Origin of the sequence: Flavobacterium ranwuense (assembly GCF_004349315.1) — a bacterium.
Taxonomy (GTDB): domain Bacteria; phylum Bacteroidota; class Bacteroidia; order Flavobacteriales; family Flavobacteriaceae; genus Flavobacterium; species Flavobacterium ranwuense.
Window position 1 is genome coordinate 21,636 of sequence record NZ_SMLH01000012.1, and the last position, 24,626, is coordinate 46,261.

Consider the following 24,626-nt stretch of genomic DNA (forward strand, 5'->3'; position numbering starts at 1 on the left):
TTTTTTATTTGTTAATTATTACATTAAACCACGACCAGCTTTAATGATTCTTTTACTGGCTTCCAGTTCTTTTACTAAATTGTCTAAAATTCCGTTGATAAAAATACTACTTTTTGGCGTAGAATATTCTTTGGCAACTTCTAAATATTCGTTAAGAGTTACTTTTACAGGAATGGAAGGGAATTTCAAAAATTCACAGATTGCCATTTTTAGGATAATCGTGTCAATCTCAGCAATTCTTTCAGTGTCCCAATTTGGGGTTTTATCAAGATATTCTTTGGCTAATTCCGTTTCGTTTAAGACTGTTTTTCGGAACAAATCTTTAACAAAATCTTTATCCTCATTGTCTTTATACAATTTTGGCACTCTGAAATTATCGTCTTCACCAGATTTAATCGCTTTCAATTGCTTGATAATATGCGTATTCACTAATGGAATGTCATCAACCCAAGTCAACTTATCATCCTCTAAATATTCATATAATTTCTCGTTTGGAACAATTACATCCATGAATAAATCAACGATAAATTGTCTGTCTTCTTCAAATGTATTTACTGAATTACTCATGTAATCCGCATACAATTTACTTGCTTTTACATCATTCAGAAGCAGTAAAATATAATCGTCATTTAAAGACCAATTATTGATTTTACGGTTTTCCAATGCAATGCTTAGTGAATTATTTTCGGAAAGAATTTGAAAGATTCTGTTTTTGATGAACTTTTCGTTGGGTTTACGTTCCTCTGGAGTTGCAAGATGTTTCAAACTTGATTTATGTAAAAAGACAGTCTCTGTTTTACAAATTTCAATCAGCGAAGAAAGCATTATAAGGTATAAATCTTGAATATTGTCGATGCTGTAAAAAAGGAATTTTTCTTCTTTTTCCAGATTATCTGAACCGCTTTGATGCATCGCATAAATGGATTGCATTACTTTAACGCGAATGTGTCTTCTATTTACCACCTTGTAAGAACTTTTATTAATTAGTCTGCAAAAATAAGTATTTCATTTTTTAAAATAAAATATATAATCGCTTATTTTAAAAGTATTCAATCAACAGTATTCAGTGAACGGTACTAAATTGTTCACTGAATACTGATAACTGAACGTTTTTTTTACTTTTTACTGTTTTCTATTTTTCTTTGATTGATTCGATTTTGAGCAATTGTCAAAGCAGCATGGTGTGTTGTCATCTTGTTAGCAATGGCAAAATCAAATATTTCTAATGTCGTGTTATAAATATTTTCTGTTTTACGCATAATTTCAGCTTTGTCATAATGCGCTAATTCAGCATAAACATTGATAATTCCACCTGCATTAATCAAGAAATCCGGAGCATAAAGTATACCTCTTTCTTGTAGAATTGCACCGTGAACATTCTCATCAGCCAATTGATTATTGGCAGCACCAGCAATTACTTTTGCTTTAATTTTATAAACGGTAGCATCATTCAACGTTGCTCCCATGGCACAAGGCGCATAAATATCAACATCAGCACTGTACAAATCTTCCCCTCTGAAGATTTCTGCATTATACTTGGCTCCTACCTCATTCAATTTTTCTTCATTGATGTCCGCGATAGTAACTATTGCTCCTTCTTTTGTCAAATAATCAACTAAAGTTTCACCAACGTGACCAATTCCTTGAACTAATACTTTTTTGCCACTCAAAACATCAGAACCAAATTGTTGTTTTGCAGCAGCTTTCATTCCTAAATACACACCGTAAGCTGTAACAGGTGAAGGATTTCCTGAACCACCTCTTGATTCAGAAATTCCGGTAACATAAGGCGTTACATCTCTGACGATATCCATATCTGCGGTCTCCATTCCTACATCTTCAGCAGTAATATATCTCCCGCTTAAAGAATGCACGAATTCACCAAACTTGCGCATCAACTCAGGAGTTTTTTGCGTTTTAGCATCTCCAATAATCACTGCTTTTCCTCCACCAATATTTAATCCTGTAATTGCTGCCTTATAAGTCATACCGCGAGAAAGACGTAGTACATCGTTTAATGCTTCCCATTCGTTTGCATAATTATACATTCGTGTACCACCCAAAGCAGGACCCATAACCGAATTATGAATACCAATAATTGCTTTTAAACCTGTATCTTTGTCGTTGCAAAATACAATTTGTTCGTGATCATCAAATGATAATTGACCAAAAACGGGATCCATTTTTTGAAGTTCCTTTCCAGTTGTGAAAGCTGCATTCATAGTGTAAGTTTTTATAATAATAAATTACGAATTTGTCAAAAAGACAATCCAAATTTAAACAAAAAACAAATATGTATTGATTTTTTGTTTAAAAATTATCAAATCAATAATTTAACCCCATTAATAATTTGTCGCTGAAATTATTAAAAAATAAAATTATTTTAAAAATAAAATCATTTTAACATAGAATATCTTAAAAAATGAAAGAATTACGTTATTTAAATAAATATTTCGTCAAATATAAATACAGCTTCTTACTGGGAATTATTTTTACCATTATCGCACAAATATTTATGCTTTTCACGCCCAAGTTGATTAGCAAATCATTCAAAGCCATTGAGGCTTTCGCCAAAGATAAAACCATAGCCAAATCAATTATTTATGAAGAATTAATTTCGAATATCTTATTGATTATTGCCACTACAATTATTGCCGGGTTTCTTACTTTCTTAATGAGACAAACCTTAATTGTGATGTCACGCCACATAGAATTTGATTTAAAAAACGAAGTATTCCGCCAATATGAAAATCTTTCGCAGAACTTCTACAAGCAAAATCGTACTGGAGATTTAATGAACCGAATCAGCGAAGATGTTTCTAAAGTAAGGATGTATGTGGGACCAGCGGTGATGTACACCATAAATACCGTCATTCGTTTTGCTATAGTAATCGTCTATATGTATAATGTATCGCCAATACTGACTTTATACACCTTACTTCCTTTACCAATTTTATCGTACGCTATCTTTAAGCTGAGCTCCGAAATCAATGTAAGAAGCACCATTTTTCAACAATATTTATCTAAAGTGTCCAGTTTTTCACAAGAAATATTTTCAGGAATCCGAGTGATAAAAGCCTATTCATTGGAAAACCAACATCAGAATAACATGGTTGATTTAGCCAATGAAAGCAAAAGTAAAAGTTTGAATTTGGCCAAAGTGCAATCCTTATTTGGACCATTAATGTTGGCGCTGATAGGAATCAGTAACTTAGTCGTCATTTATTTTGGTGGTTTAATGTACATCAATGGATCCATAAAAAGTATTGGAACCATTGCCGAATTTATTTTGTATGTTAATATGCTTACTTGGCCAGTAGCTTCATTAGGTTGGGTTTCTTCGATGGTTCAAGAGGCTGAAGCTTCTCAAAAACGACTCAATGAATTTCTTAAAATCGAACCGGAGATAAAAAATAAAAATCTGAATAAATCAGTGATTGAAGGTTCTATTTCTTTCGAAAATGTAAGCTATACTTACGAAGACACTAATATCAAAGCGTTACAAAACATTTCTTTCACAGTAAAAAAAGGGGAAACTTTAGCCATTCTAGGAAAAACAGGATCCGGAAAATCAACTATTTTATCCTTAATTTCCAGAATGTATGATGTAACCGATGGAAAAATAACCATTGATGCAAGCGAAATAAGCAACGTCAATCTTTTTGATTTGCGAAACAGTATTGGGATCGTTCCACAAGATGCTTTCTTATTTTCAGACAGCATCAAGAATAATATTATGTTTGGCAAAGAGAATGCAACGGAAGAAGAGGTAAAAGCAGCCGCAAAAAGCGCCGTAGTTCATGATAACATCATGGGCTTTAATAAACAATACGAAACGGTTCTGGGAGAAAGAGGAATTACACTTTCCGGAGGTCAAAAACAAAGGGTTTCTATTGCCAGAGCAATTATTAAAAACCCTCCCATTTTACTGTTTGACGATTGTTTATCTGCAGTTGATACCGAAACCGAAGAAGCAATTTTAAACAACTTACATGAAATTTGCAAAGACAAAACTACCATTATTGTAAGCCATCGTGTCTCTTCTGCTAAAAATGCAGATAGAATTATCATCATTGAAAAGGGTGAAATTATACAACAAGGTTCTCATAATCAATTGATAAATCAAGAAGGCTATTACGCCGCTTTGTATTTGAAACAACTTTCAGAAAAAGAAATGATATAATTGTTGGATAATACATATATTTTTTAGATTTTTGGATACTACTTAACAACCATAAATTGATAGAAAGGAATATGAGAGAACATGACATGTTAGAAAAAGAAGAGATATTTTCTAAAGTTTTAAGAGCTGGAAGAAGAACATACTTCTTTGATGTGAGAGCAACAAAAGCAGATGATTATTACATTACCATTACCGAAAGCAAGAAATTTACTGAAGAAGATGGATCATTCCATTTCAAAAAACATAAAATCTATTTATACAAAGAAGATTTTGCAGCTTTTGCAGAAATTCTTGGCGAAATGACTTCTTATGTTTTGAACCACAAAGGCGAAGAAGTAATTTCAGAAAGACATCAAAAAGATTTCAAAAAAGAATATCCTTCTGAAAAATCAGATGATGAAATTATACCACAAACATCGACTTTTACCGATATTGAATTTGATGATATTTAATTCTTAGTTATTCCTTACAAATAAAAAAGTCCAAAAATTAGAAGATTTTTGGACTTTTTTTTATGGGGCCAATCTAAATAGCAGTTCGTTTTTTATTTATGAATCCAACATCACCCAATTCGCAATCCGTTTTCTATTTTGAAATCGGGAGCCAATAAAATCACGTCTCCTTCATTTCCTACTGCACCCAATACCAGACATTCACTCATGAATTTTCCGATTTGCTTTTTAGGGAAATTCACTACCGCTACAATCTGACGGTGGAGCAAATCTCCTTTTTTGTAACGTTTGGTTATTTGTGCCGATGTTTTTCTAATTCCGATTTCAGAACCAAAATCTATGGTAAGTTGGTACGCGGGTTTTCTAGCTTCAGGGAAATCATTGACTTCCAGAATAGTTCCCACACGCATTTCTACTTTTTCAAATTCATGCCAAGTAAGATTTTCCATAGTTAATTTTATTAAACAAAGTATTGAATAACAAACCTATAAATTTTACAAGTATTTACACTAATTCTGTAATACTATTTTCAGTTTATCCATCTAATTTTACAAAAGATGAATATTAAATTCATCTTGTAAATAGCAAACTATTATGGAAATGAGTCAAAGAAACAGCAGCGAATCGAGAAAGAAAAATAATACTGGATTAGACATGTACATTGAAACAGCACCAAATGTAAAATTATATGTCAAAGATTATGGCGAAGGGAAACCAGTAATCCTTATTCACGGTTGGCCACTATCGAATGAAATGTGGGAATACCAAATTGATACTTTAGTTCAAAATAATTTTAGAGTTATTGTTTATGACCGTCGTGGTTTTGGAAAATCCTCACAACCTTGGGATGGTTATGATTATGATACTTTAGCAGACGACTTAAAGGCTATTATTGAGCAATTGGATTTAAAAGAAGCCACACTTGTTGGATTTTCAATGGGTGGTGGCGAAGTGGTACGCTATTTCAGTCGTCATGGTGGAAAAGGAGTTTCAAAAGCGGTACTTATCGCTTCAGTAACACCGTTTCAATTGCAAACAGATTCTAATCCAAATGGTGTTCCACAAGAAAAGTATGATGCCATGGCAGCACAAATCAAGGAAGACCGAATTGGTTTTCTGGATAGTTTTGGAAAAACATTTTTTGGAGTGAGTTTTATCAGCAAACCTATCAGTACACCTTTATTGGATTATTATAGAATGCTGTGCTCTTTTGCTTCACCACGTGCCACTTTAGAATGTGCCATATCTTTTTCAACAACCGATTTTCGTCGTGAAATGGCATCCGTAAATGTTCCTACATTAATTATTCATGGAGATGAAGACAAAACAGTTCCAATTGAAATTACTTCTGAGATAGCAGCAAAATTAATACCGGACAATAAATTTATCGTTTATGAAGGAGCGCCACACGGGCTATTTTACATTGAAAAAGATAAATTAAACAAGGATTTGATTGAATTTTTGAATTCATAAATTCAAATTTAATAGAGTTGATAAGTCACAATTCATTTATTACAAAAAAATCCCAAAACTTTTCGTTTTGGGATTTTTAAATTTTATATGCTATCTGAATAGTATAAACTATTTAACATCCATTAATTCTACGTCGAAAATCAACGTAGCATTTGGTGGAATTGCTCCTCCAGCACCACGAGATCCGTAACCTAAATGAGCCGGAATCACAAAACGTGCTTTGTCTCCTACGCGCAACAAGGCAATACCTTCGTCCCAGCCTTCAATAACGTTTCCTTTTCCTAATGGAAATTCAATTGGTTTTTTACGAGGATAAGAACTGTCAAAAACTTTTCCATCAGGAAGTTGTCCTGTGTAATGTACTGAAACTGTTTTTCCGTTTTCTGCTTTTTTACCTTCCCCTCTTTGGATGAATTGGTAACGCAAACCGCTTTCTGTTTTTTCAAAACCAGCAGCCAGTTTTTCCATAGCGGCTTCAGCATCTGCTTTTAAAGCTGCATCACGCTTGTTACGAGACCCTTTGAAAGTGATAAAAGCTTCTATTGCATTCCAATTTTTAGCTTCTTCTCCTACTCTAACAATTTCTAAAGACTCTAAAACATCACCTTGAGCAACAGCATCAACAATATCTTGACCTTCTACCACATGACCAAAAACAGTATGTTTGTTGTCCAACCATTCTGTTGGAATGTGTGTAATGTAGAATTGAGAACCGTTTGTTCCAGGTCCTGAATTGGCCATTGCCAAAACTCCCGGACGATCATGTTTCAAACTTGGATGAAATTCATCATCAAATTTATACCCTGGATCTCCAGTTCCTGTTCCTTGTGGACAACCACCTTGAATCATGAAATCAGGAATTACTCTGTGGAATTTTAATCCGTCATAAAATTTAACCCCTTGTGGTTTTATTTTATTTTCTAAGTTTCCTTCTGCCAATCCTACGAAATTCCCCACTGTACCTGGAGTCAAATCGTGTGCTAGTTTTACTAAAATAGCACCTTTAGTGGTGTTGAATTTAGCATATATTCCGTTTTCCATTTTTGTTTAATTTATTATTGAAGGGCAAATTTACGAAAATAATTTATTTGAACCTATTCACTAAAATGTTACATTTGATAAATTATCTTGATATTTAGTCCAATTTACAGCCTTAAAAATATCTTATTTAAAGTAGTTTAAAATTTAACCTTTGAATAAATTATAAGTCAACTTGAATTCAATTGATACTTTTAATACCATCACCAATAAAAACTTATTTTTTCATGAAATCTATCTATTGCATTTTATTCTTTATTAGCTTCATTTGTAATGCGCAACAGCAGTTGGTGACATTAGAATATTTTTTGCCACAAAATTCTACATACAATGAAAAAATTCCGACTCCTAAAAGTATATTTAATTTTGAATTAGGAGAAATGCACACGGATCACAATCAAGTGGTTCATTTTATGAATGCAATTGCAGAAGCTTCTGACCGAGTACAAATAGAAACAACCGGTTATACTTATGAAAACCGTCCGCTTCAATTACTTACTATTTCGAGCCCTAAAAATTTAGCAAAAATTGATGAAATCCATAAAAGACATCTTGCACTAACGGACTCAAATGCCAGTGTTCAGGACGTATCTGACTTACCTATTGTCGTCTATTTAGGATATTCAATTCATGGTAATGAATCCAGCGGAACGGGTGCTGCGATTGCTTTGGCGTATTATCTTGCAGCATCTGAAAGTCCTGAACTTGAAAAAATACTGGACAATACGGTCATTTTATTAGATCCCAGTTTAAATCCAGACGGATTACATCGTTTTTCTACTTGGGTAAATAGCCATAAAAGCAAAAATTTAGTAACTGACCCTAATGATAGAGAATTCAATGAAGCATGGCCAGGTGGTCGATTTAATCATTATTGGTTTGACATGAACAGAGACTGGCTTCCTGTTCAACTTCCGGAAAGTCAGGCACGCATTAGAACTTATAGAAAATGGATGCCTAACGTATTATGTGATTTCCACGAAATGGGAACTAATTCGACCTACTTTTTTCAACCTGGTGTTCAAAGTCGCACTAATCCGCTTACTCCTGAATTAAACCAAAAACTAACTGCAAAAATTGCTGGCTACCATGCCAAAGCATTGGATAAAATTGGAAGTTTTTATTTTGTCGAAGACGGTTTTGATGACTTTTATTACGGCAAAGGATCTACTTATCCAGACATCAATGGCGGTATCGGCATTTTATTCGAACAAGCGAGTTCAAGAGGACATGCCCAACAAAGCGTAAACGGAGTAATCACTTTCCCATTTACGATCAGAAATCAATTTACTTCCAGCCTATCAACGCTGCAGGCTACGTATGAAATGCGAAAAGAATTATTGAAATACCAACACGATTTTTTTGCTAATTCCAGTATCGAAAGTAAAAATAATAAAATAAAAGGCTACGTTTTTGGAGACGAAAAAGATGCCACTAAAGTTAAAGAATTGACTAAAATTCTTAGCCAACATAAGATTGAAATGCTTCATTTGAAAGAAGACATCACCATCAACAAAAAGAAATTCAGCAAAGACTTGAGCGTTATTATTCCTATGGAACAAAAAAACTCAAAGCTGATACACGCTATTTTCGACAGACAAACCAAGTTCAAAGACAGCTTATTTTATGACATTTCAGCATGGAATTTTGATTTGGCTTTCAATTTAAATTTTGAAGGAATGAATTCCCTTTCACAGGCTGGAGCGCGTTACGAAAACCCGTTCAAATCCGGAATGGTGAATCAAAAAAGTGATGTGGGTTATTTAATTGAATGGACCGATTACAATTCTCCTAAACTTTTATACCAATTACTGGCCAAAGGACTGCGCGTAAAAACGACCAAAAAACCATTTGTACACAACGGGAAAACTTTTTCCTATGGAAGTTTATTATTGCCTATTCAAAATCAAACGCTGAGTTCGGATGAAATTTATGCCTACCTCAACCAAATTATCCCAAACTATGCTATTGCTATTACCGCAGTAGAAACAGGTTTTACCGATGGTGCCAATTTAGGAAACCCTAATTTAGTTAATCTCACTATGCCAAAAGTAGCCATGGTTGTGGGCCGTAATGTTGATCCATCAGATGCGGGAGAATTATGGCATTTATTTGATCAAAAAGCAGAAATTCCGTTAACTAAAATAGATGTGGAACAACTACAAAAAGTGAATCTAAGCGCCTACACTACTTTAATCATCGTGAATGGAAATTATGGTGGACTTTCACCGGCCACAGTAACTAAAATAGAACAATGGACACAAAACGGAGGGACTTTAATTGCTTATCAGGATGCTATTAAATGGCTGAATGATGCCAAATTAATTGAGTTGACTTTAAAAACCAGTAAAAGTGAAGCCAAAGCGATTACCTTTGAACAAACTAGCGATTACAAAGGAGCACAAGAGATTGGCGGAGCCATATTTGAAACTAAATTAGATTTATCCCACCCGATTAATTATGGAATGCCTAGAAATACAATGCCTATTTTCAGGAATTCATCGATTTTTATTGAACCCAATAAAAACAGCTTTAGCAACCCGATACAGTACACTAAAAATCCATTACTCAGCGGTTACATTTCGAAACCAAAACTAGAATTATTAAAAGAAACCGTTCCGTTTCAAGCGATACGAAAAGGAGAAGGGAATATCTTAATTTTTACTGATAACACTAATTTCAGAGCTTTCTGGTTGGGAACCGAAAAATTATTTTGGAATGCAGTTTTCTTTAGTAAACTCATGTAGTAAAAACCATAATCCTATATTGAAATAGCATCTCAGAATATTAAAAAAAAGGAAGCGTAGCGTAGAAATACGTTGCGATTTTTTGGTTTTAATACTAATCTAACGTTCGTTCCCGCGCTACACGCAGTTTGGGACTAAATTAAGCCCATTATTCGGATTGGCCAAATCTTCCAAATACAAAACTAACTTCAAATTAAGCCTAATACCCAAATCCGTTGTAGTAGCTGCTATATGCTGTTTTATTTTTTCACAGTTAAATTAAAAAATTCTGGAAATATCATAGTTATAATCACTAGTAGCAAGAATAAAAGAGTACTGACAAAAAAGTATTTAATACCCAAATTTTTAATATTTTGACTTTCATATTTATCTAATAACAATTGATATTTATTATTATAAATTAATAAAAAGTAATTTGGTAATAAAAAGACAAGCAAAATTGAAATATTTCGAATCATTCTATTTTCTGGAAATATTTCAAAAATATTTATTTTAGTTCCTGATAAAACGAGTATTGTGATAATTAATAAAATATTTATAAAGTTAGTTACACTCAAAGCAAGAAGTGACATAATTAAAGAATAATATTTATTGCCATTTTGTGAAAGTTGTATTTTAAGAAATAAGCTAACCCAAATTCTGTAGTAAATTTTCAGCATTCTGACTTTTAATTCAATAGTTAATTTTATACGTAATCGTCTTTAAAATAGCACATAACGTCTCGCGGCTTCGCCTGCGTTGCGGACAAATAAACAGAGAATTTTAGATTAGCCAAAATATTGCAAGTACAAAATAACAATTAAATTAAGCACTATGCCGCAATGAGGCGAAACCGCTGTTATATGCCGTTTTTATCTAATTTTAATTAAATCTCCATCATCAAACCCAGTTGTTATTGCAATTGCATTTTGTAATAATGGATTATTTAATTTTCCTTCTGTCTCTAATTCTATTAACGTATTTGCACAATAATCTAAAATAAAATCCCACGTTTCTGATTGTAATTTGACAGGAAGATTTAGGTATCTGTGTAATTCTTTAGGCAATTCAATACTTGCCCAATCATCATTATTTTCATCATATTCAAAACCGCCAACTAAATACATTTTATATCCTGTTTCATCTTCATATATTCCAAAATTAAATGCGATTACTTCTTTTGGAGGAATTCCATCAATTTGGTGAATATTATTTATCCAGTTTATAATTTCTTCTTTCATAGATTTTTGTTGTGTTTTCAATTGGTTGTTTTTATTCTCAATCTCCTGAAAATGGCATATAACGTTCCCGCGCCTCGCGCAGTTTGCGACTTTCGAAGACGAGTATTTTCGGCTAAACGAAAATACAATAAAAAACGGTAATTCCACTAAATTCGCAAATTGCGCGAGACGTGTGTTGTGCGATGTTTTTTTTATAGTTTTTTTTTCGTTAAAAATAATTACTTTTGTAGGAGTGATAATTTTTTAAATTTCAAGAATACTTTCATTATTCACTTATAAGTTAATTTTGAATTAAATATATTTGGAATACTCGATTTAAAGTCTAATTTTGCACATAACTTATAAGTGAATTTAAGTAACAATATAACATTAGAAATTTTTGAAGAATATGATGAAGTGACGTACTACACTTTCAGGTTTCTTGGCGATGAGTTTAGTGAAGCAGAAAAATTTATTTTAAACTTTATTGATAAGAAAGAGTTTGAAGAAGATTTAGGAATAATTACAAAAATGATTGAAAAAATTGGTAAATCTGGGGCAGAACCAAGAAATTTTAGAAATGTAGGTAAGATGAGAGATGATGTTGCATCTCTTCCGGAATATCTCTATAGTTCAAAATTAAGGCTTTATGTAATTCATATCTCAAAAAACATTGTAATAATTGGTAATGGAGGTTATAAAACTACTAAAACATATAATGAAGACCCATTTTTAGACAGTTGTGTTTCATTACTTCAAACAATTGATTTCAAAATAAAAAGCAATATTAAATACAATAGACTTTCAATAATTAATCGTAAATTAGTTGGAAATTTAAGTTACAACATATGAAAAGAAATTCGTTATTAGATAGAATAAGAAAAGTTAGAGCTAAATATATTGATATATTTATTGATAATTCTTACGACTTATCTACAAGGATTCAATATTTGATGGATGTAAAAGGTTTTGATCAAAAAGAACTTGCTAAAAAATTAAATAAAAACGAATCCGAAATAAGCAAATGGATGAGTGGTTCTCATAACTATACTATTAAAACTTTAGCAAAAATTGAGGAAGTTTTAGGTAGTAAGCTTTTAAGTATTTGTACAGAAGAAGAATACAAACAAAAAACTGAGGTCGTTATCATTTACAAAGAATTTTTATATAACAATATAAAAGTAGATAAAGCACCAATAAATATTCAAAATCAAAAGTCTTATAGGCTTAATGCTCAAAAGTTTAAAACTTTACATTGTTAAAATAATTATGTCAGAAGAAAGTAAAGAAATAGGGGTTCAGTTTAAAAACATTAAAGAAACTTTATTTAGTAATAAGTTAAGCGATGATATTGTTAATGATTTTAATCATGATAATTTAGAATTAGGGCTTGCTTTTTCTCTTAAGGGTTTTCCCAATGAAAAATCTGTAGCTTTAAGTTTAACAATATTTTATAAATACAAAATTGAAAACAAATATAAAGAGTTTTTTAAGTTTACAACAGAAACATTATTTAAGTTTGAAAGTACTTACGATAATGTTATTAAAATAGAAGATTCAAAGGTTTTTGTAGCAGATGAATTAATGGGTACTTTATTGAGTATTTCTATTGGTGCTACACGTGGTATGATGTCTTATAAAGTATCTAACTTACCTATTGATTTAGTTTTACCTTTGTTCGATATCTCAAAGCTACTTCCAAATTTAACTAAATAAAATTTATCAATTTGTTTCGATAGGTTTGTTGAATTCTCCGATTTTTTCTAAAATATCGCACAACGTCCCGCCGCTTGGCGAGGTTGGGGATTAAATTAAGATTAATATTTCGGTTAAGTACAAAATTTCCAAACACAAGACCAACTTTAAATTCAGCCTAAAACCCCAATCTAGCCAAACGGCTGTTATGCGAGGTTTTAAAGCGTATATGTAATAAAAACTTTTCTTTTAATTAGCTTATTATTTTTCATAACGCGATCAATAATATAAACTGGTTTCTTCCAAACAATTAGGAACTCTATAAAGTTTTGGAAATCTGTAGTTTGGAAGAAATTTTCATCAAGCTTAAAAATAGGTTTTTCAATAGATTTTTGAAGTTGAATATCTTCTATGTTTATATCTTTTCTAAATGTAATACTGATATTGCCTTTCGTAAAAATGTATCTTTCCTGAGATTTGCGATCAGTTATTTGCATTCTGACGTCTGAATCCGCAAAATTTCGACCTACTTTAAAAATAAGGGTGTCACATTTCTGCATTTCATTGAAAATTTGTCCAGAAACTAAATTTGGAAAAATTATCAGTAATATAAAAAAATGTTTCATCTTTCTCTTTTGGTTGTGAAAATCTCGCATAACGTCCCGCCGCTTGGCGAGGTTGGGGACTAAATTAAGATTAATATTTCGGTTAAGCACAAAATTTCCAAATACAAGACCAACTTTAAATTATACCTAAAACCCCAATCTAGCCAAACGGCTGTTACCTGCTGTTTTTTAAATTGCCCAATTTCTTTCGATATACTTTATTTTCCATTTTCCATTTACTTTTTCTAAATATATTGATCTACCATAACTATTTTCATTGTCGGAGTAATGATCAAATTCTAAGTATGCTTTAGTATTATCTTTTGAAAATATTGGAATAGAAAACTGAATATATTTTTCAGTTATTTTTAAACTTTTAGTTAATTCAACAGTTTTAAACTTTTGAGTTATACTTTTTGGGATTTTGAATGCTTTAAAAGTTTCATTTTGATTAACAATATTAAGAGAATCGTTTTTCAAGAAAAATGAGTTATTAATTGGTCTAGATTTGTAGATTTTTTCTATGCAAACTTCTGCTTGGTTTGTAAACGATTTTTCCGGAAATTTTATCACTGTTATTTTATCATTAGCTTTCGTTTCTTCGAAACATTTAGTTTTGACAATAACTTTTTTTAAGTTTAAACAAATTGGAAGTTCTTTTTCAGTGCGAAAATCGCTTACCATTTCTAATCCTTTTTCTTCAATTAAGGTTTGAATAATGATAATTGATTCTTTCTCGCGAATTAAATCATCATTCTTTTTGGTATTGCAACTTAACAGGGTTAAAACAAATAGTAATATAATATTTTTCATTTTTCTAAATTCAATTTTAAATCATAATTGTTTCTGTTGAGTTTCTGATAAAATAGCAGGTAACGTCCCGCCGCTTGGCGAGGTTGGGGACTAAATTAAGATTTATATTTCGGTTAATCACTGATTTTACAAATACAAGACCGATTTAAAATCCAGCCAAAACCCCAATCTTGCCAAACGGCTGTTAGCAGATGGCCGTTATGACTTTGGTCTTCTCATTGGGCAATTTTTTACTAATTCAGGATTCGAACCTGTCATAATCCAAATATCGTAATCTTTAAGAATATAAGTTGGTGCCTTTTCAATTTCGCAAATATCTAATATTCTAACCACGTCGCCATAACTTGTTTTTTTATTTAACTTAACGTGAATTCCATTCTTTGAATCATTTCTCCTGACAATATTTCCGATATCTGTTTGAATTTGACCGAATTGTTTTTGCTTTTCATTAGTCTCTATTGTTAATTCATATGACTTGAAATTTCTAAAACTTAAAACTTTTTCAAGTGAGCAGCCACAAATATCTTCATAAAAATTTGCTGGTGGTAAACCTAAACTAAAGAGATTTTCTTGTTCAAAGGTTTTATTTTTAAGTAAAACAATGATGCAAAAAAGTATTAGCATTAAAGTGCTAACCGAAACAATTGAGAAGACAAATATTTTCTTTTTTGCAATCATTTTCTAAGGCTTTCTGCTAACTTGTATATATGTGTGACAAAATCACACATACCTACCCATAATCGGGTGTATATGTGTGGTAATATACACACTTTATTCAAACCCAAATATAAATATTAATCCTTACAAATCATCAGAAGAACCTTCAATTTGTTGAATACTTTTCGTACTAATCTAGTCCTTTAAAACCCCATAATTCCACTAAATCCTAGCCCAGATAGCAGTGAAAATCCTTTTTTAAGGCGATTTTTCATCGCCTTAAAAAGATTGCAACGAATAGCTGGAAAATGCTTCTGAACTAAATTCAGAATAAATCCTAAAAAAAATGACATCCTTACGAATGTCATTTTAATTATTTGCATCAAAATTTTATTATTTCACTAATAAACCAGCGTTTCTCAAATACGGTTCTATTTGCATGTCATGTCCAATAAAATCTTTGAAAGCTTTGTTTAAATCAACACTGTTACCCACTGATAAAATGTATTTTCTAAAACGCTCACAATTAGCTCTTGTCATACCACCATTGGCCTGCATCCAGTCGAAAGCATTATAGTCTAATGTTTTTGACCACGTGTACGCATAATATCCTGCAGAATACCCTCCGCCCCAAATATGAGCAAAATAAGGCGTGTGGTACCTTGTTGGAACCTCATTTACCAACAAGCCGTATTTTTGCAGTGCCTCTTTTTCGAAAACTAAAGTGGGTTTGAAATCGGATTCCTTTTCTACACTATGCCAAGCCATATCTAGCGTTGCTGCCGCTAAAAGCTCCGTTACTACGTATCCTTTATTGAAGGTATCTGCTTTTTTGATTTTATCAATTAACTCCTGTGGAATGGCTTGTTTGGTTTGATAATGTATCGCATAATTTTTTAAAACCAAAGGATCCAATGCTGCATGCTCATTGATTTGGGAAGGAAACTCCACATAATCACGTGGAACGGATGTCCCAGAAAGCGTTACATACTGCTGGTTTGCAAACAATCCGTGTAAAGTATGCCCGAACTCATGAAACAGAGTGGTTACATCATCAAAACTAATCAAGGATGGATTTCCACCGGCTGGTTTTGAGAAATTATAGACATTGACAATAACTGGTTTTTGTTTTAAATAATGCGACTGGTTCACAAAATTATTCATCCAAGCGCCTCCATTTTTATTGTCTCGAGTGTAAAAATCTAAATAATATATCGCAATTGATTTCCCGTCATTATCATATACTTCATACACTTTTACATCTGGATGATAGACCGGCAAATCATGTCGCTCTTTAAATGTGATGCCATACATTTGTTGTGCGGCGAAAAACACGCCTTTTTCTAAAACAGTAGCAATTTCGAAATACGGTTTTATTTGACTTTCGTCTAAATCATATTTTGCTTTACGCACTTGCTCTGAATAAAAGTTCCAATCCCAAGGTTCTAATTTAAATCCTCCGTTTTGTGAATCAATCAGGTCTTGAATTTCTTTTGCTTCAACTTTTGCTTTTACAACTGCCGGACCTGCAATTTTTGCCAATAAATCCATCGCTGGTGCCGGTGATTGCGCCATTTGATCTTGTAATTTCCATTCGGCAAAACTTTTCTTACCCATTAAATTTGCTTTTTGCAAACGCAATCTTGCCATTCGCTCAATTACTTCACGAGTATCACCATCATCGCTTTTTTCGGCACGATTCCAAGATGCTTTGTATATCTTTTCTCTCGTGGCTCTGTTGGTAAGACTTTGCAATAATGGTTGTTGCGTCGTGTTTAACAATCCTATTAAATACTTTCCGTCTTGACCTGCTTCAGTAGCTTTTGCCTTTGCAGCGGCAATTTCATCGGCACTTAAACCCGCTAAATCATTTACATTGTCAAATACAACGGCTCCATTTTTACGGGCAGTCAATAATTTATTTCCAAAGAGTGTCCCCAAAGTAGCCAACTCTCCGTTAATATTTTTCATTTTTTCTTTATCGGCTGCCGACAAATTCGCACCTGCTAATTCAAACTTTTGCAAATAATATTCTGCCAGTTTTTTATTTTCACCTTTCAAAGAATTAATATCCAATGCTTTGAATCGTTTATATAATTTACTATTCAAATATATTTTATCATCATGCGCTGAAAAAACAGGAGCATATTCTGCTTCAATAGCCTGTAAAGTGGGATTGGTATTTGAACCCGTTAAGTTCTCAAAAATTCCTTTTGCCCTATTCAAATCCACACCACTGGTTTCTAATGCCAATACCGTGTTTTGAAAAGTAGGTTTCGCCGGATTGTTTGCAATCTTTTCAATTTCTTGATCATGAATTTTTAAACCGTATTCAAAAGCAGGTTTAAAATGTTCGTCTTTAATTAAATTAAAAGTCGGTGCTTGATACTGCAACGCACTTTTTTGCAAAAGAGGATTCGTCATCTTAACGGATTTGTTTTGTGCATAGAGTGTTTCAGTTTGGAAAGAAGCAACTAAAAACAAGGAACTAGCAACGATTATTTTTGAAAAAACTTGCATAATTAAGTGGTTTATTTTTAAGACATAAAAGTAGTTGAAAAAAGTATCATATGAAATATTGCCCTGAAGAATTAATTCCTGCTAAAAGCAACATCAGTTAAGCCAAAAGCTAAAAAAGTTCCTAAAAAAAGTTTAATCATTGATTTGGTTATTTGAAAACCTCTGCAACTTTGTACCTTTGCAACTTAGAACCTTTTTAATAAAAATTATGCGCATCGATATTGTTACCGTTCTCCCAGAATTATTGCGAAGTCCATTTGAGGCCTCAATTATGAAACGCGCTATTGACAAAGGTTTAGTAGAAGTTCATTTTCATAACTTACGGGATTACACCACCAACAGACAGAAAAGTGTGGATGATTATCCGTATGGAGGTGGCGCTGGAATGGTAATGACTGTACAGCCTATTGATGCCTGCATTACACATTTGAAAAGTGAAAGAACCTACGATGAAATTATTTATATGTCGCCGGACGGGGAAACCTTGAACCAGAAAATGGCGAATACCATGTCAATGTATGAAAATATTATTATCCTTTGCGGACATTATAAAGGTGTAGATCAACGGGTTCGCGATCATTTTATTACCAAAGAAATATCAATTGGTGATTATGTATTGAGCGGTGGCGAATTAGGAGCTTTGGTACTATCCGATGCTTTAATCCGATTAATTCCTGGTGTTTTAAGTGACGAAACCTCAGCATTGACGGATAGTTTTCAGGATGGATTATTGTCAGGACCTATATACACACGCCCGGCTGATTACAACGGCTGGAAAGTTCCGGAAGTTTTGACCAGTGGAAATTTTGCCAAAATTGACAAATGGCGCGAAGATATGGCGTATGAACATACTAAAAACAGACGTCCGGATTTATTGGAAGAGTAAAAAATTATTTTAAAGCTTGAGATCTAAAGTTGGTGTTTAACAACTTCTAAACTTTAAACCAGAAAAACTTAAAACTTAAAACTTTTTTATTTACTTTTGCACCCACATTAGTTCAACCTCTGGCGAGATCCGTGAATGTTGATTTAATACAACCCATAATTAAAAAAATTATCATGGCAGATTTAATGAAATTCGTTCAAGACGAATTCGTAACAAGAAAAGAATTCCCAGTTTTTGCAGCTGGAGATACTATCACCGTTTACTACGAAATTAGAGAGGGTGAAAAAACTAGAACACAGTTTTTCAAAGGAGTTGTAATCCAAAGAAGAGGTTCTGCTAACACAGAAACTTTCACTATTCGTAAAATGTCAGGAGCTGTTGGAGTTGAGCGTATCTTCCCAGTAAATCTTCCTGCATTGCAAAAAATTGAAATCAATAAGAAAGGTGCTGTACGTAGAGCTAGAATTTTCTACTTCAGAGAACTTACTGGTAAAAAAGCTAAAATTAAAGACAAAAGAAGATAGTTTACTGTCTCTTTACTATAAAAGTCCCAACACTGTTGGGACTTTTTTTGGTTTAAAACCAAGATACTCAATGCTATTCTTTAAATTTAACAAGAATTAAGCGGATTTCAAGCGCTTCGTATTTGACAACAAATAAGGAATATCTTTTTCATATTCTTAATTTGAATACCCTAAAACAACAATTTGATAATTCATTTTAAACTACTAAAAACTTAATGAAAACGCATTTTCTTTTACGATAACGTTTTATTACATTTGTAGCTACATTTAAAAATAAGAATTACATATATCAATACACTATGACAAAAATTAAAGTAGCCAATCCTGTGGTTGAATTGGATGGCGATGAAATGACACGAATTATTTGGTCCTTTATTAAAGAAAAATTAATTCTTCCTTATTTAGATTTAGATATTAAATATTACGATTTAGGAATGGAAAGCAGAGATGCTACCAATGATCAAATCACTATCGACTCTGCAGAAGCGATAAAAAAATACAATGTAGGTATCAAATGTGCTACCATTACTCCTGATGAAGACAGAGTAAAAGAATTTGGTTTAAAAAAAATGTGGAAATCACCAAACGGAACGATTCGTAATATTGTAGGCGGAACTGTTTTCCGTGAGCCAATTATTATGAGTAACGTACCACGTTTGGTTCCGGGTTGGACTAAACCTATTGTTATTGGTCGTCACGCTTTTGGAGATCAATACAAAGCGACTGATACCGTAATCAAAGGAAAAGGAACTTTGACAATGAGTTTTACTAACGAAGCTGGAGAAACTCAGTCTTGGGAAGTTTACGATTTTCAAGGTGATGGTGTTGCAATGGCAATGTACAATACTGACGAAAGTATTTTTGGTTTTGCCCATTCTTCTTTCCAAATGGCTTTGACAAAAAAATGGCCTTTATACCTTTCTACAAAAAACACGATTTTGAAAGCTTATGACGGGCGTTTCAAAGATATTTTTGAAGAAGTGTACCAAGAGCACTACAAAGCAAAATTTGTTGAAGCAGGTATTATTTACGAACACAGACTAATTGACGACATGGTTGCTTCTGCAATGAAATGGAGCGGTGGTTTTGTTTGGGCTTGTAAAAACTATGATGGTGATGTACAATCAGATACTGTGGCACAAGGATTTGGTTCACTTGGACTAATGACTTCTGTATTAGTAACTCCTGATGGAAAAACAGTAGAAGCGGAAGCTGCTCACGGAACTGTAACACGTCACTTCAGACAACACCAACAAGGAAAAGCAACTTCTACTAACCCAATTGCCTCTATTTTTGCATGGACAAGAGGATTGGAACACAGAGGTAAACTTGACGAAAACCAAGCTTTAATTGATTTTTGTCATGCCTTAGAACAAGTATGTATTGATACTGTTGAAAGCGGAAAAATGACTAAAGATTTAGCAATGTTAGTAAAACCAGAAGGTTTGACTGAAGCTGATTACTTAACTACCGAAAAATTCTTGGCAGCCATAAAAGAAAATTTAGAAGCTAAACTAGCTTAATTTTTTTCATAAACTATATTAAAAAGACAACTGGAAACGGTTGTCTTTTTTTTTACCTTAGTAATACATCAACATTTCTCAAACAAGAATCAACTTCGATTTAGTGAAATTTGGAAATCAAAATCTAAGAAATGTTTGCAAAATAAATTAGTACCGCTACAAATACCTCTATTCAAACCCAATAAAGTTTAATTTTCACGCAAACTATTTTATTTTTCATTACAATCGCAACTGTAAACCATAAACTTTCTTTTTTTACCTTTACACCATAAATCCTAAATCAACATTCTTAAATCTTAAATCCTAATGTCTTCACACCATATCGTTCGCGACGACCAAGAACCTGCTTTAATCATTGCCAACGGCGCTTCCTGTAACCCGGAACTATTAGGCCAATTATTGGAATGGTCACCGCTTGTCCTTGTATTAGATTCGGCTATGGTACGTGTGATGGAATTAGACATCAAAGTAGATGTACTTTTAGGAGATTTCGACAGAGGATTTGATCCAGAAATTTATAAAACGTCTCAATATCCAATCGAAATTATTCATACGCCGGACCAGAATAAAACCGATTTAGAAAAAGCTTTTGACTATTTGATCGAAAGAAAGATTCCTGCCGTAAACGTCGTTTGGGCAACCGGAAGAAGAGCCGATCATACGATTACCAATCTTACCAACATCACACGATATAGAAATCTATTGAAAATTGTAATTCTGGACGATCATTCAAAAGTATTTTTATTGCCTAAAAAATTCGAAAAATGGTACACTGCCAATACTCCTATTTCATTAATTCCCATCGGTCACGTTACTGGAATTCACTCTGATAATTTATTTTACCCATTGAAAGATGATAGTCTAACCATTGGATACAGAACCGGAAGCAGCAATCATGTGATTAAAGACGGCATTGTAACAATCGAACATGACGAAGGTGATTTATTGATGATGGAATGTTTAGATTGATAATCTATAATTTGACAAAAAAAGATTGACTATCTTTGCGCCCAAATGGAAAAAATAAAACCGAAAACGATTACCGAAAAGACTAATTTACATCCTAGAAATCTTGATAGATTTGGATATAATTTTGAAGAATTAATAGAAAAATCTCCTGAATTACAGCATTTTGTTTCAGTTAACGAACATAAAATCGAGACCATTGATTTTAGCAATCCTGATGCCGTAAAGTCACTTAACAAAGCATTATTGTTATCGCATTATGACATTCAAAACTGGGATATTCCTAAAAATTATCTTTGTCCACCCATTCCCGGAAGAGCAGATTACATTCATTATATAGCCGATTTATTAGCTTCAAGCAACAACGGAATCATTCCTGAAGGGGAAACTGTTCAAGGTTTAGACATTGGTGTGGGTGCCAATTGCATTTATCCTATAATTGGTAATTCAGCTTACGGATGGAGTTTTGTAGGAACGGATATCGATTTAAAAGCAATTGAAAATTGCAGTGCCATTATTGAAGATAATCCAAAACTGATTGATGCCATAAGCTTACAACAACAAACAGAATCGCGTTTTATTTTTAAAAACATCATCACTCCCGAAGACAAATTTACATTCACCATTTGCAATCCTCCTTTTCATGCCTCACAAGATGAAGCCACGAAAAGTACGGTTAGAAAAATCAATAATTTAGAAAATACCAAAACCACAAAACCTGTTTTAAATTTTGGCGGTCATAATGCTGAATTATGGTGCGAAGGCGGTGAATTAGGTTTCGTTACCCAGATGATTTACGAAAGTGCTAAATATCCGATGCAATGTTTATGGTTTACTACTTTAGTTTCAAAAAAAGAGAATCTTTCCAGTCTTTACAAAACATTAAACAAGGTAAGTGCTGTCGAAATTAAAACAATTGATATGGCTCAAGGCCAAAAAACAAGCCGAATTATAGCTTGGACTTTCCTAAGTGAAGCACAACAAAAAGCCTGGAAGTTTTAAAAATAATCCCTATTTCGTTTTAGTATTCAATCCCACAAGTTATTCTTGACAGTAGAAATAATCAGTATATTCCAATACCTTTTCATATTATTTATTTAGAATGAAGCCATTAAAAAAACTTCCATTATTGAATCAATAATTAAACCCCCAAAAAATTTATTTTACCGAAAAAAACATACAGCTATTCATAAATAGTTGCATTTCTCTATGTTTTTAAGAAAAAAAAATAAAATTCAACTTAAATTTACGTAAGTTTGATAAATAAATCTTTAAATAAACATAAAGATATTCCTTTACGATTCATTAAACCATTAACTTAAAATCGTAATTCTTAAACAAAAAAACTATTAAAACAAGATAACAACACCCCCCATTTATTATCTTTTTTATTTTATTTTTTTGACATTTAATCCCAAAATACGTTTATCAAAATTTCGCATAAAACCAATGAACTAATTCAAACTAAATTGTGAAAAGGCAACTACTACATACCGAAATACTAGATGACTCCACACTTTGGAACAGTCTGAAGGAAGGGAATGAAAATGCTTTTTCAATACTTTTTAAAAGACATTATCCTCATTTAGTCCGTTATGGAAATTCCTTTATTCCTTTTCCTGAAAAAGTACAAGACTGTGTTCAAGATGTTTTTACAGATATTTGGATTTACAGAGACAAACTGCATGATAAAGTGGTCGTAAAAGCCTATTTATTGGCATGTGTTCGCAAGCGAATTACAAGATCACAAGAACGAGATCGTATTTTTCGCCTTAGTAGTTCCATAGATACCGTTGAATTTTTATTTGATTTTTCTATTGAACATGACCTTATCGCAGATGAAACGACAGCTTCTAAAGTGTCACATCTCAATCATCTGATTAATGATTTGCCATCTCGACAAAAAGAGGCTTTATATCTTCGTTACAACCAAGAACTTACCGTAGACCAAATTGCGGATACACTTGACATTAATTATCAATCGGCAAACAATCTTTTACACCGTGCTTTGTTAAGCTTACGCAAAGAGTGGAAAGGAAATATCTTCTTTATTTTAGCACTATTTTCATTCGCATTTTAGTTTTCTAAAAAATAAATTCAAAAAAATATACAATTTAGTGAGTATCAATTAAAGAAATGGTCCTCTATATAATTGTAACCCCTTTTTTTGATGCAACAACGTAACAATTATACCGAGATAGAACACTTTTTAGCTGATGAATCATTCCGATTATGGGTGTGTTTCAAAGACGACCAACAAGATTGGGAAGAATGGACTTTAGAAAATTCCAGTCGTGCTAAATTGGTAGAAGAGGCCAGATTATGGTTGTTAGCAATGAAAGTTCCTAATGATGATTTAGCTACGGATGAAGTTCAAGATGCTCTGGAAGCCACTTGGGGAAAAATTGAAAGAAAAGAAGAAAATAAAAAGGAAAAACCAGTTCTTAAACTTTTGAGAAAAAAATGGTTTAACGGAGTTGCTGCAGTTTTGATTTTAAGTCTTTTATCCGGCTGGTTGTACAATCAAAGCAACACTGCTGAAAACTCGGTACTTAGTTATAGTGAACTTATCTATGAAAATGAGGAAGGTCTGGTTGAACAAACTAATAATTCAGACAAACCACAAATAATAACGTTATCCGATGGTAGTTCTGTTTTATTACAACCCAACAGTAAATTAAGTTATCCTAAAATATTTATGGGCAATGAAAGAAAAGTGTACCTCTCTGGTGAAGGCTTTTTTGAAATCAGTAAAGATCCTAAAAAACCATTTTTTGTCTTTGCAAATGAAATTGTTACAAAAGTAGTAGGAACCAGTTTTAAAATAAAAGCATACGCTAATCAGCCAAATGTGGAAGTTGTGGTTCGAACTGGAAAAGTAAAAGTAAGATCTAATGAATTAATCTCAAATCCAAAAGACGAATTGATTGTTTTATTACCAAATCAAGCCCTACGATTCGTTCGGAAAAATTTAAGTTTTAATAAAATTACCGATATCACACAGGATGAATCATTGAGTCGTTCCACCAGCAATATAGAGCAATTGGGATTTGAATTCACAGATATTCCTGTGACACAAATTTTCAAAACTATTGAACAAGCTTATTTAGTGAAAATTGATTTTCCTCAAACAAAATTAAAAGACTGCTATCTCACAACATCTTTAACGGATCAGCCTTTGTCTGAAAAGCTTAAAATTATTTGTAAAAGTCTTGGCAACAATACGAGTTATGAAATGAATGGAAACCAAATTATTATTATATCAGATGGATGTAACTAACATTATCTTGCCTATGAATTAAAGTATACAATAAAAAAGCGCCGAAAATGCTGTAACATTCCCGA

The 24,626-nt window shown here is 32.6% G+C and carries 24 protein-coding genes; 14 read left to right on the forward strand and 10 right to left on the reverse strand.

The features are described from left to right. Window positions 1-18 precede the first annotated feature (18 nt). On the reverse strand, window positions 19-930 hold the full coding sequence (gene nusB, locus E0I61_RS15535) for a transcription antitermination factor NusB (RefSeq protein WP_131996659.1): 912 nt from the start codon (window positions 928-930) through the stop codon (window positions 19-21). Window positions 931-1,115: 185 nt separating this feature from the next. Next, a complete protein-coding gene (locus E0I61_RS15540) occupies window positions 1,116-2,222 on the reverse strand; it encodes a Glu/Leu/Phe/Val family dehydrogenase (protein WP_132072566.1) in 1,107 nt (368 codons plus the stop codon). 200 nt (window positions 2,223-2,422) lie between these two features. On the opposite strand from E0I61_RS15540, the gene E0I61_RS15545 reads away from it, so the two are divergent. Then, complete coding sequence (locus tag E0I61_RS15545; protein WP_132072568.1) at window positions 2,423-4,183, forward strand: ABC transporter ATP-binding protein; 1,761 nt, start codon at window positions 2,423-2,425, stop codon at window positions 4,181-4,183. Between the two features lie 71 nt (window positions 4,184-4,254). After that, the gene (locus E0I61_RS15550; protein ID WP_131996108.1) at window positions 4,255-4,635 is read left to right on the forward strand and encodes a PUR family DNA/RNA-binding protein; all 381 of its coding nucleotides are present in this window, start codon (window positions 4,255-4,257) and stop codon (window positions 4,633-4,635) included. A 110-nt stretch (window positions 4,636-4,745) separates the two neighbouring features. Here the strand turns inward: E0I61_RS15550 and E0I61_RS15555 are convergent, their stop codons facing one another. Beyond that, window positions 4,746-5,084, reverse strand: a complete 339-nt coding sequence (locus E0I61_RS15555) for a tRNA-binding protein (RefSeq protein WP_131996105.1) — start codon at window positions 5,082-5,084, stop codon at window positions 4,746-4,748. Window positions 5,085-5,235: 151 nt separating this feature from the next. Here E0I61_RS15555 and E0I61_RS15560 point away from each other — a divergent pair, with 151 nt between their 5' ends. Then, entirely contained in the window at window positions 5,236-6,108 is an 873-nt protein-coding gene (locus E0I61_RS15560; protein WP_235832141.1) for an alpha/beta fold hydrolase, read from the forward strand. Between the two features lie 108 nt (window positions 6,109-6,216). Here the strand turns inward: E0I61_RS15560 and E0I61_RS15565 are convergent, their stop codons facing one another. Next, entirely contained in the window at window positions 6,217-7,149 is a 933-nt protein-coding gene (locus E0I61_RS15565; RefSeq protein ID WP_132072572.1) for a peptidylprolyl isomerase, read from the reverse strand. Window positions 7,150-7,373: 224 nt separating this feature from the next. On the opposite strand from E0I61_RS15565, the gene E0I61_RS15570 reads away from it, so the two are divergent. Continuing rightward, window positions 7,374-9,893: a M14 family zinc carboxypeptidase gene (locus E0I61_RS15570; protein WP_132072574.1), complete on the forward strand. Its 2,520-nt coding sequence runs from the start codon at window positions 7,374-7,376 to the stop codon at window positions 9,891-9,893. 239 nt (window positions 9,894-10,132) lie between these two features. Here the strand turns inward: E0I61_RS15570 and E0I61_RS15575 are convergent, their stop codons facing one another. Next, window positions 10,133-10,552 carry a hypothetical protein gene (locus E0I61_RS15575; protein ID WP_131996096.1) on the reverse strand — a complete coding sequence of 140 codons (420 nt, stop codon included), beginning with the start codon at window positions 10,550-10,552 and terminating at the stop codon, window positions 10,133-10,135. 192 nt (window positions 10,553-10,744) lie between these two features. Further along, on the reverse strand, window positions 10,745-11,134 hold the full coding sequence (locus tag E0I61_RS15580) for a hypothetical protein (protein WP_132072576.1): 390 nt from the start codon (window positions 11,132-11,134) through the stop codon (window positions 10,745-10,747). 324 nt (window positions 11,135-11,458) lie between these two features. Here E0I61_RS15580 and E0I61_RS15585 point away from each other — a divergent pair, with 324 nt between their 5' ends. From E0I61_RS15585 to E0I61_RS15595, 3 genes are read left to right on the forward strand one after another with little or no spacing between them, the layout of a single operon-like run. After that, window positions 11,459-11,944, forward strand: a complete 486-nt coding sequence (locus tag E0I61_RS15585; RefSeq protein WP_132072578.1) for a hypothetical protein — start codon at window positions 11,459-11,461, stop codon at window positions 11,942-11,944. Further along, window positions 11,941-12,354 (forward strand): helix-turn-helix domain-containing protein, encoded by a 414-nt coding sequence (locus E0I61_RS15590; protein ID WP_132072580.1) that lies wholly within the window; start codon window positions 11,941-11,943, stop codon window positions 12,352-12,354. The genes E0I61_RS15585 and E0I61_RS15590 overlap by 4 nt, the downstream gene beginning before the upstream one ends. 7 nt (window positions 12,355-12,361) lie before the next feature. Then, window positions 12,362-12,808 carry a hypothetical protein gene (locus E0I61_RS15595; protein WP_132072582.1) on the forward strand — a complete coding sequence of 149 codons (447 nt, stop codon included), beginning with the start codon at window positions 12,362-12,364 and terminating at the stop codon, window positions 12,806-12,808. 197 nt (window positions 12,809-13,005) lie between these two features. On the opposite strand, the gene E0I61_RS15600 is transcribed toward E0I61_RS15595, so the two are convergent. The 4 genes from E0I61_RS15600 to E0I61_RS15615 all read right to left on the reverse strand — a co-directional run bounded on the left by E0I61_RS15600 (window position 13,006) and on the right by E0I61_RS15615 (window position 17,382). Then, window positions 13,006-13,413 carry a hypothetical protein gene (locus tag E0I61_RS15600; protein ID WP_132072584.1) on the reverse strand — a complete coding sequence of 136 codons (408 nt, stop codon included), beginning with the start codon at window positions 13,411-13,413 and terminating at the stop codon, window positions 13,006-13,008. A gap of 168 nt (window positions 13,414-13,581) precedes the next feature. Beyond that, window positions 13,582-14,205, reverse strand: coding sequence for a hypothetical protein (locus E0I61_RS15605; RefSeq protein WP_132072586.1), 624 nt, complete (start codon window positions 14,203-14,205; stop codon window positions 13,582-13,584). A gap of 198 nt (window positions 14,206-14,403) precedes the next feature. After that, a complete protein-coding gene (locus E0I61_RS15610; protein WP_132072587.1) occupies window positions 14,404-14,883 on the reverse strand; it encodes a hypothetical protein in 480 nt (159 codons plus the stop codon). 372 nt (window positions 14,884-15,255) lie between these two features. Continuing rightward, entirely contained in the window at window positions 15,256-17,382 is a 2,127-nt protein-coding gene (locus E0I61_RS15615; protein ID WP_132072588.1) for a M3 family metallopeptidase, read from the reverse strand. Between the two features lie 208 nt (window positions 17,383-17,590). Between E0I61_RS15615 and trmD the strand changes: the two genes are divergently transcribed. The 7 genes from trmD (at window position 17,591) to E0I61_RS15650 (ending at window position 24,561) form a co-directional block, all read left to right on the forward strand. Continuing rightward, window positions 17,591-18,268: a tRNA (guanosine(37)-N1)-methyltransferase TrmD gene (gene trmD, locus E0I61_RS15620; protein WP_074723946.1), complete on the forward strand. Its 678-nt coding sequence runs from the start codon at window positions 17,591-17,593 to the stop codon at window positions 18,266-18,268. A 173-nt stretch (window positions 18,269-18,441) separates the two neighbouring features. Beyond that, entirely contained in the window at window positions 18,442-18,792 is a 351-nt protein-coding gene (gene rplS, locus E0I61_RS15625; RefSeq protein WP_073207643.1) for a 50S ribosomal protein L19, read from the forward strand. 299 nt (window positions 18,793-19,091) lie between these two features. Then, window positions 19,092-20,315 (forward strand): isocitrate dehydrogenase (NADP(+)), encoded by a 1,224-nt coding sequence (locus E0I61_RS15630; RefSeq protein WP_131998090.1) that lies wholly within the window; start codon window positions 19,092-19,094, stop codon window positions 20,313-20,315. Window positions 20,316-20,621: 306 nt separating this feature from the next. Next, window positions 20,622-21,284: a thiamine diphosphokinase gene (locus E0I61_RS15635; RefSeq protein ID WP_131998093.1), complete on the forward strand. Its 663-nt coding sequence runs from the start codon at window positions 20,622-20,624 to the stop codon at window positions 21,282-21,284. A 45-nt stretch (window positions 21,285-21,329) separates the two neighbouring features. Then, the gene (rlmF, locus tag E0I61_RS15640; RefSeq protein WP_394346073.1) at window positions 21,330-22,283 is read left to right on the forward strand and encodes a 23S rRNA (adenine(1618)-N(6))-methyltransferase RlmF; all 954 of its coding nucleotides are present in this window, start codon (window positions 21,330-21,332) and stop codon (window positions 22,281-22,283) included. Between the two features lie 469 nt (window positions 22,284-22,752). Then, window positions 22,753-23,361 (forward strand): RNA polymerase sigma factor, encoded by a 609-nt coding sequence (locus tag E0I61_RS15645; protein ID WP_132072589.1) that lies wholly within the window; start codon window positions 22,753-22,755, stop codon window positions 23,359-23,361. A 90-nt stretch (window positions 23,362-23,451) separates the two neighbouring features. Then, window positions 23,452-24,561: a FecR family protein gene (locus E0I61_RS15650; RefSeq protein WP_132072590.1), complete on the forward strand. Its 1,110-nt coding sequence runs from the start codon at window positions 23,452-23,454 to the stop codon at window positions 24,559-24,561. Window positions 24,562-24,626 lie beyond the last annotated feature (65 nt).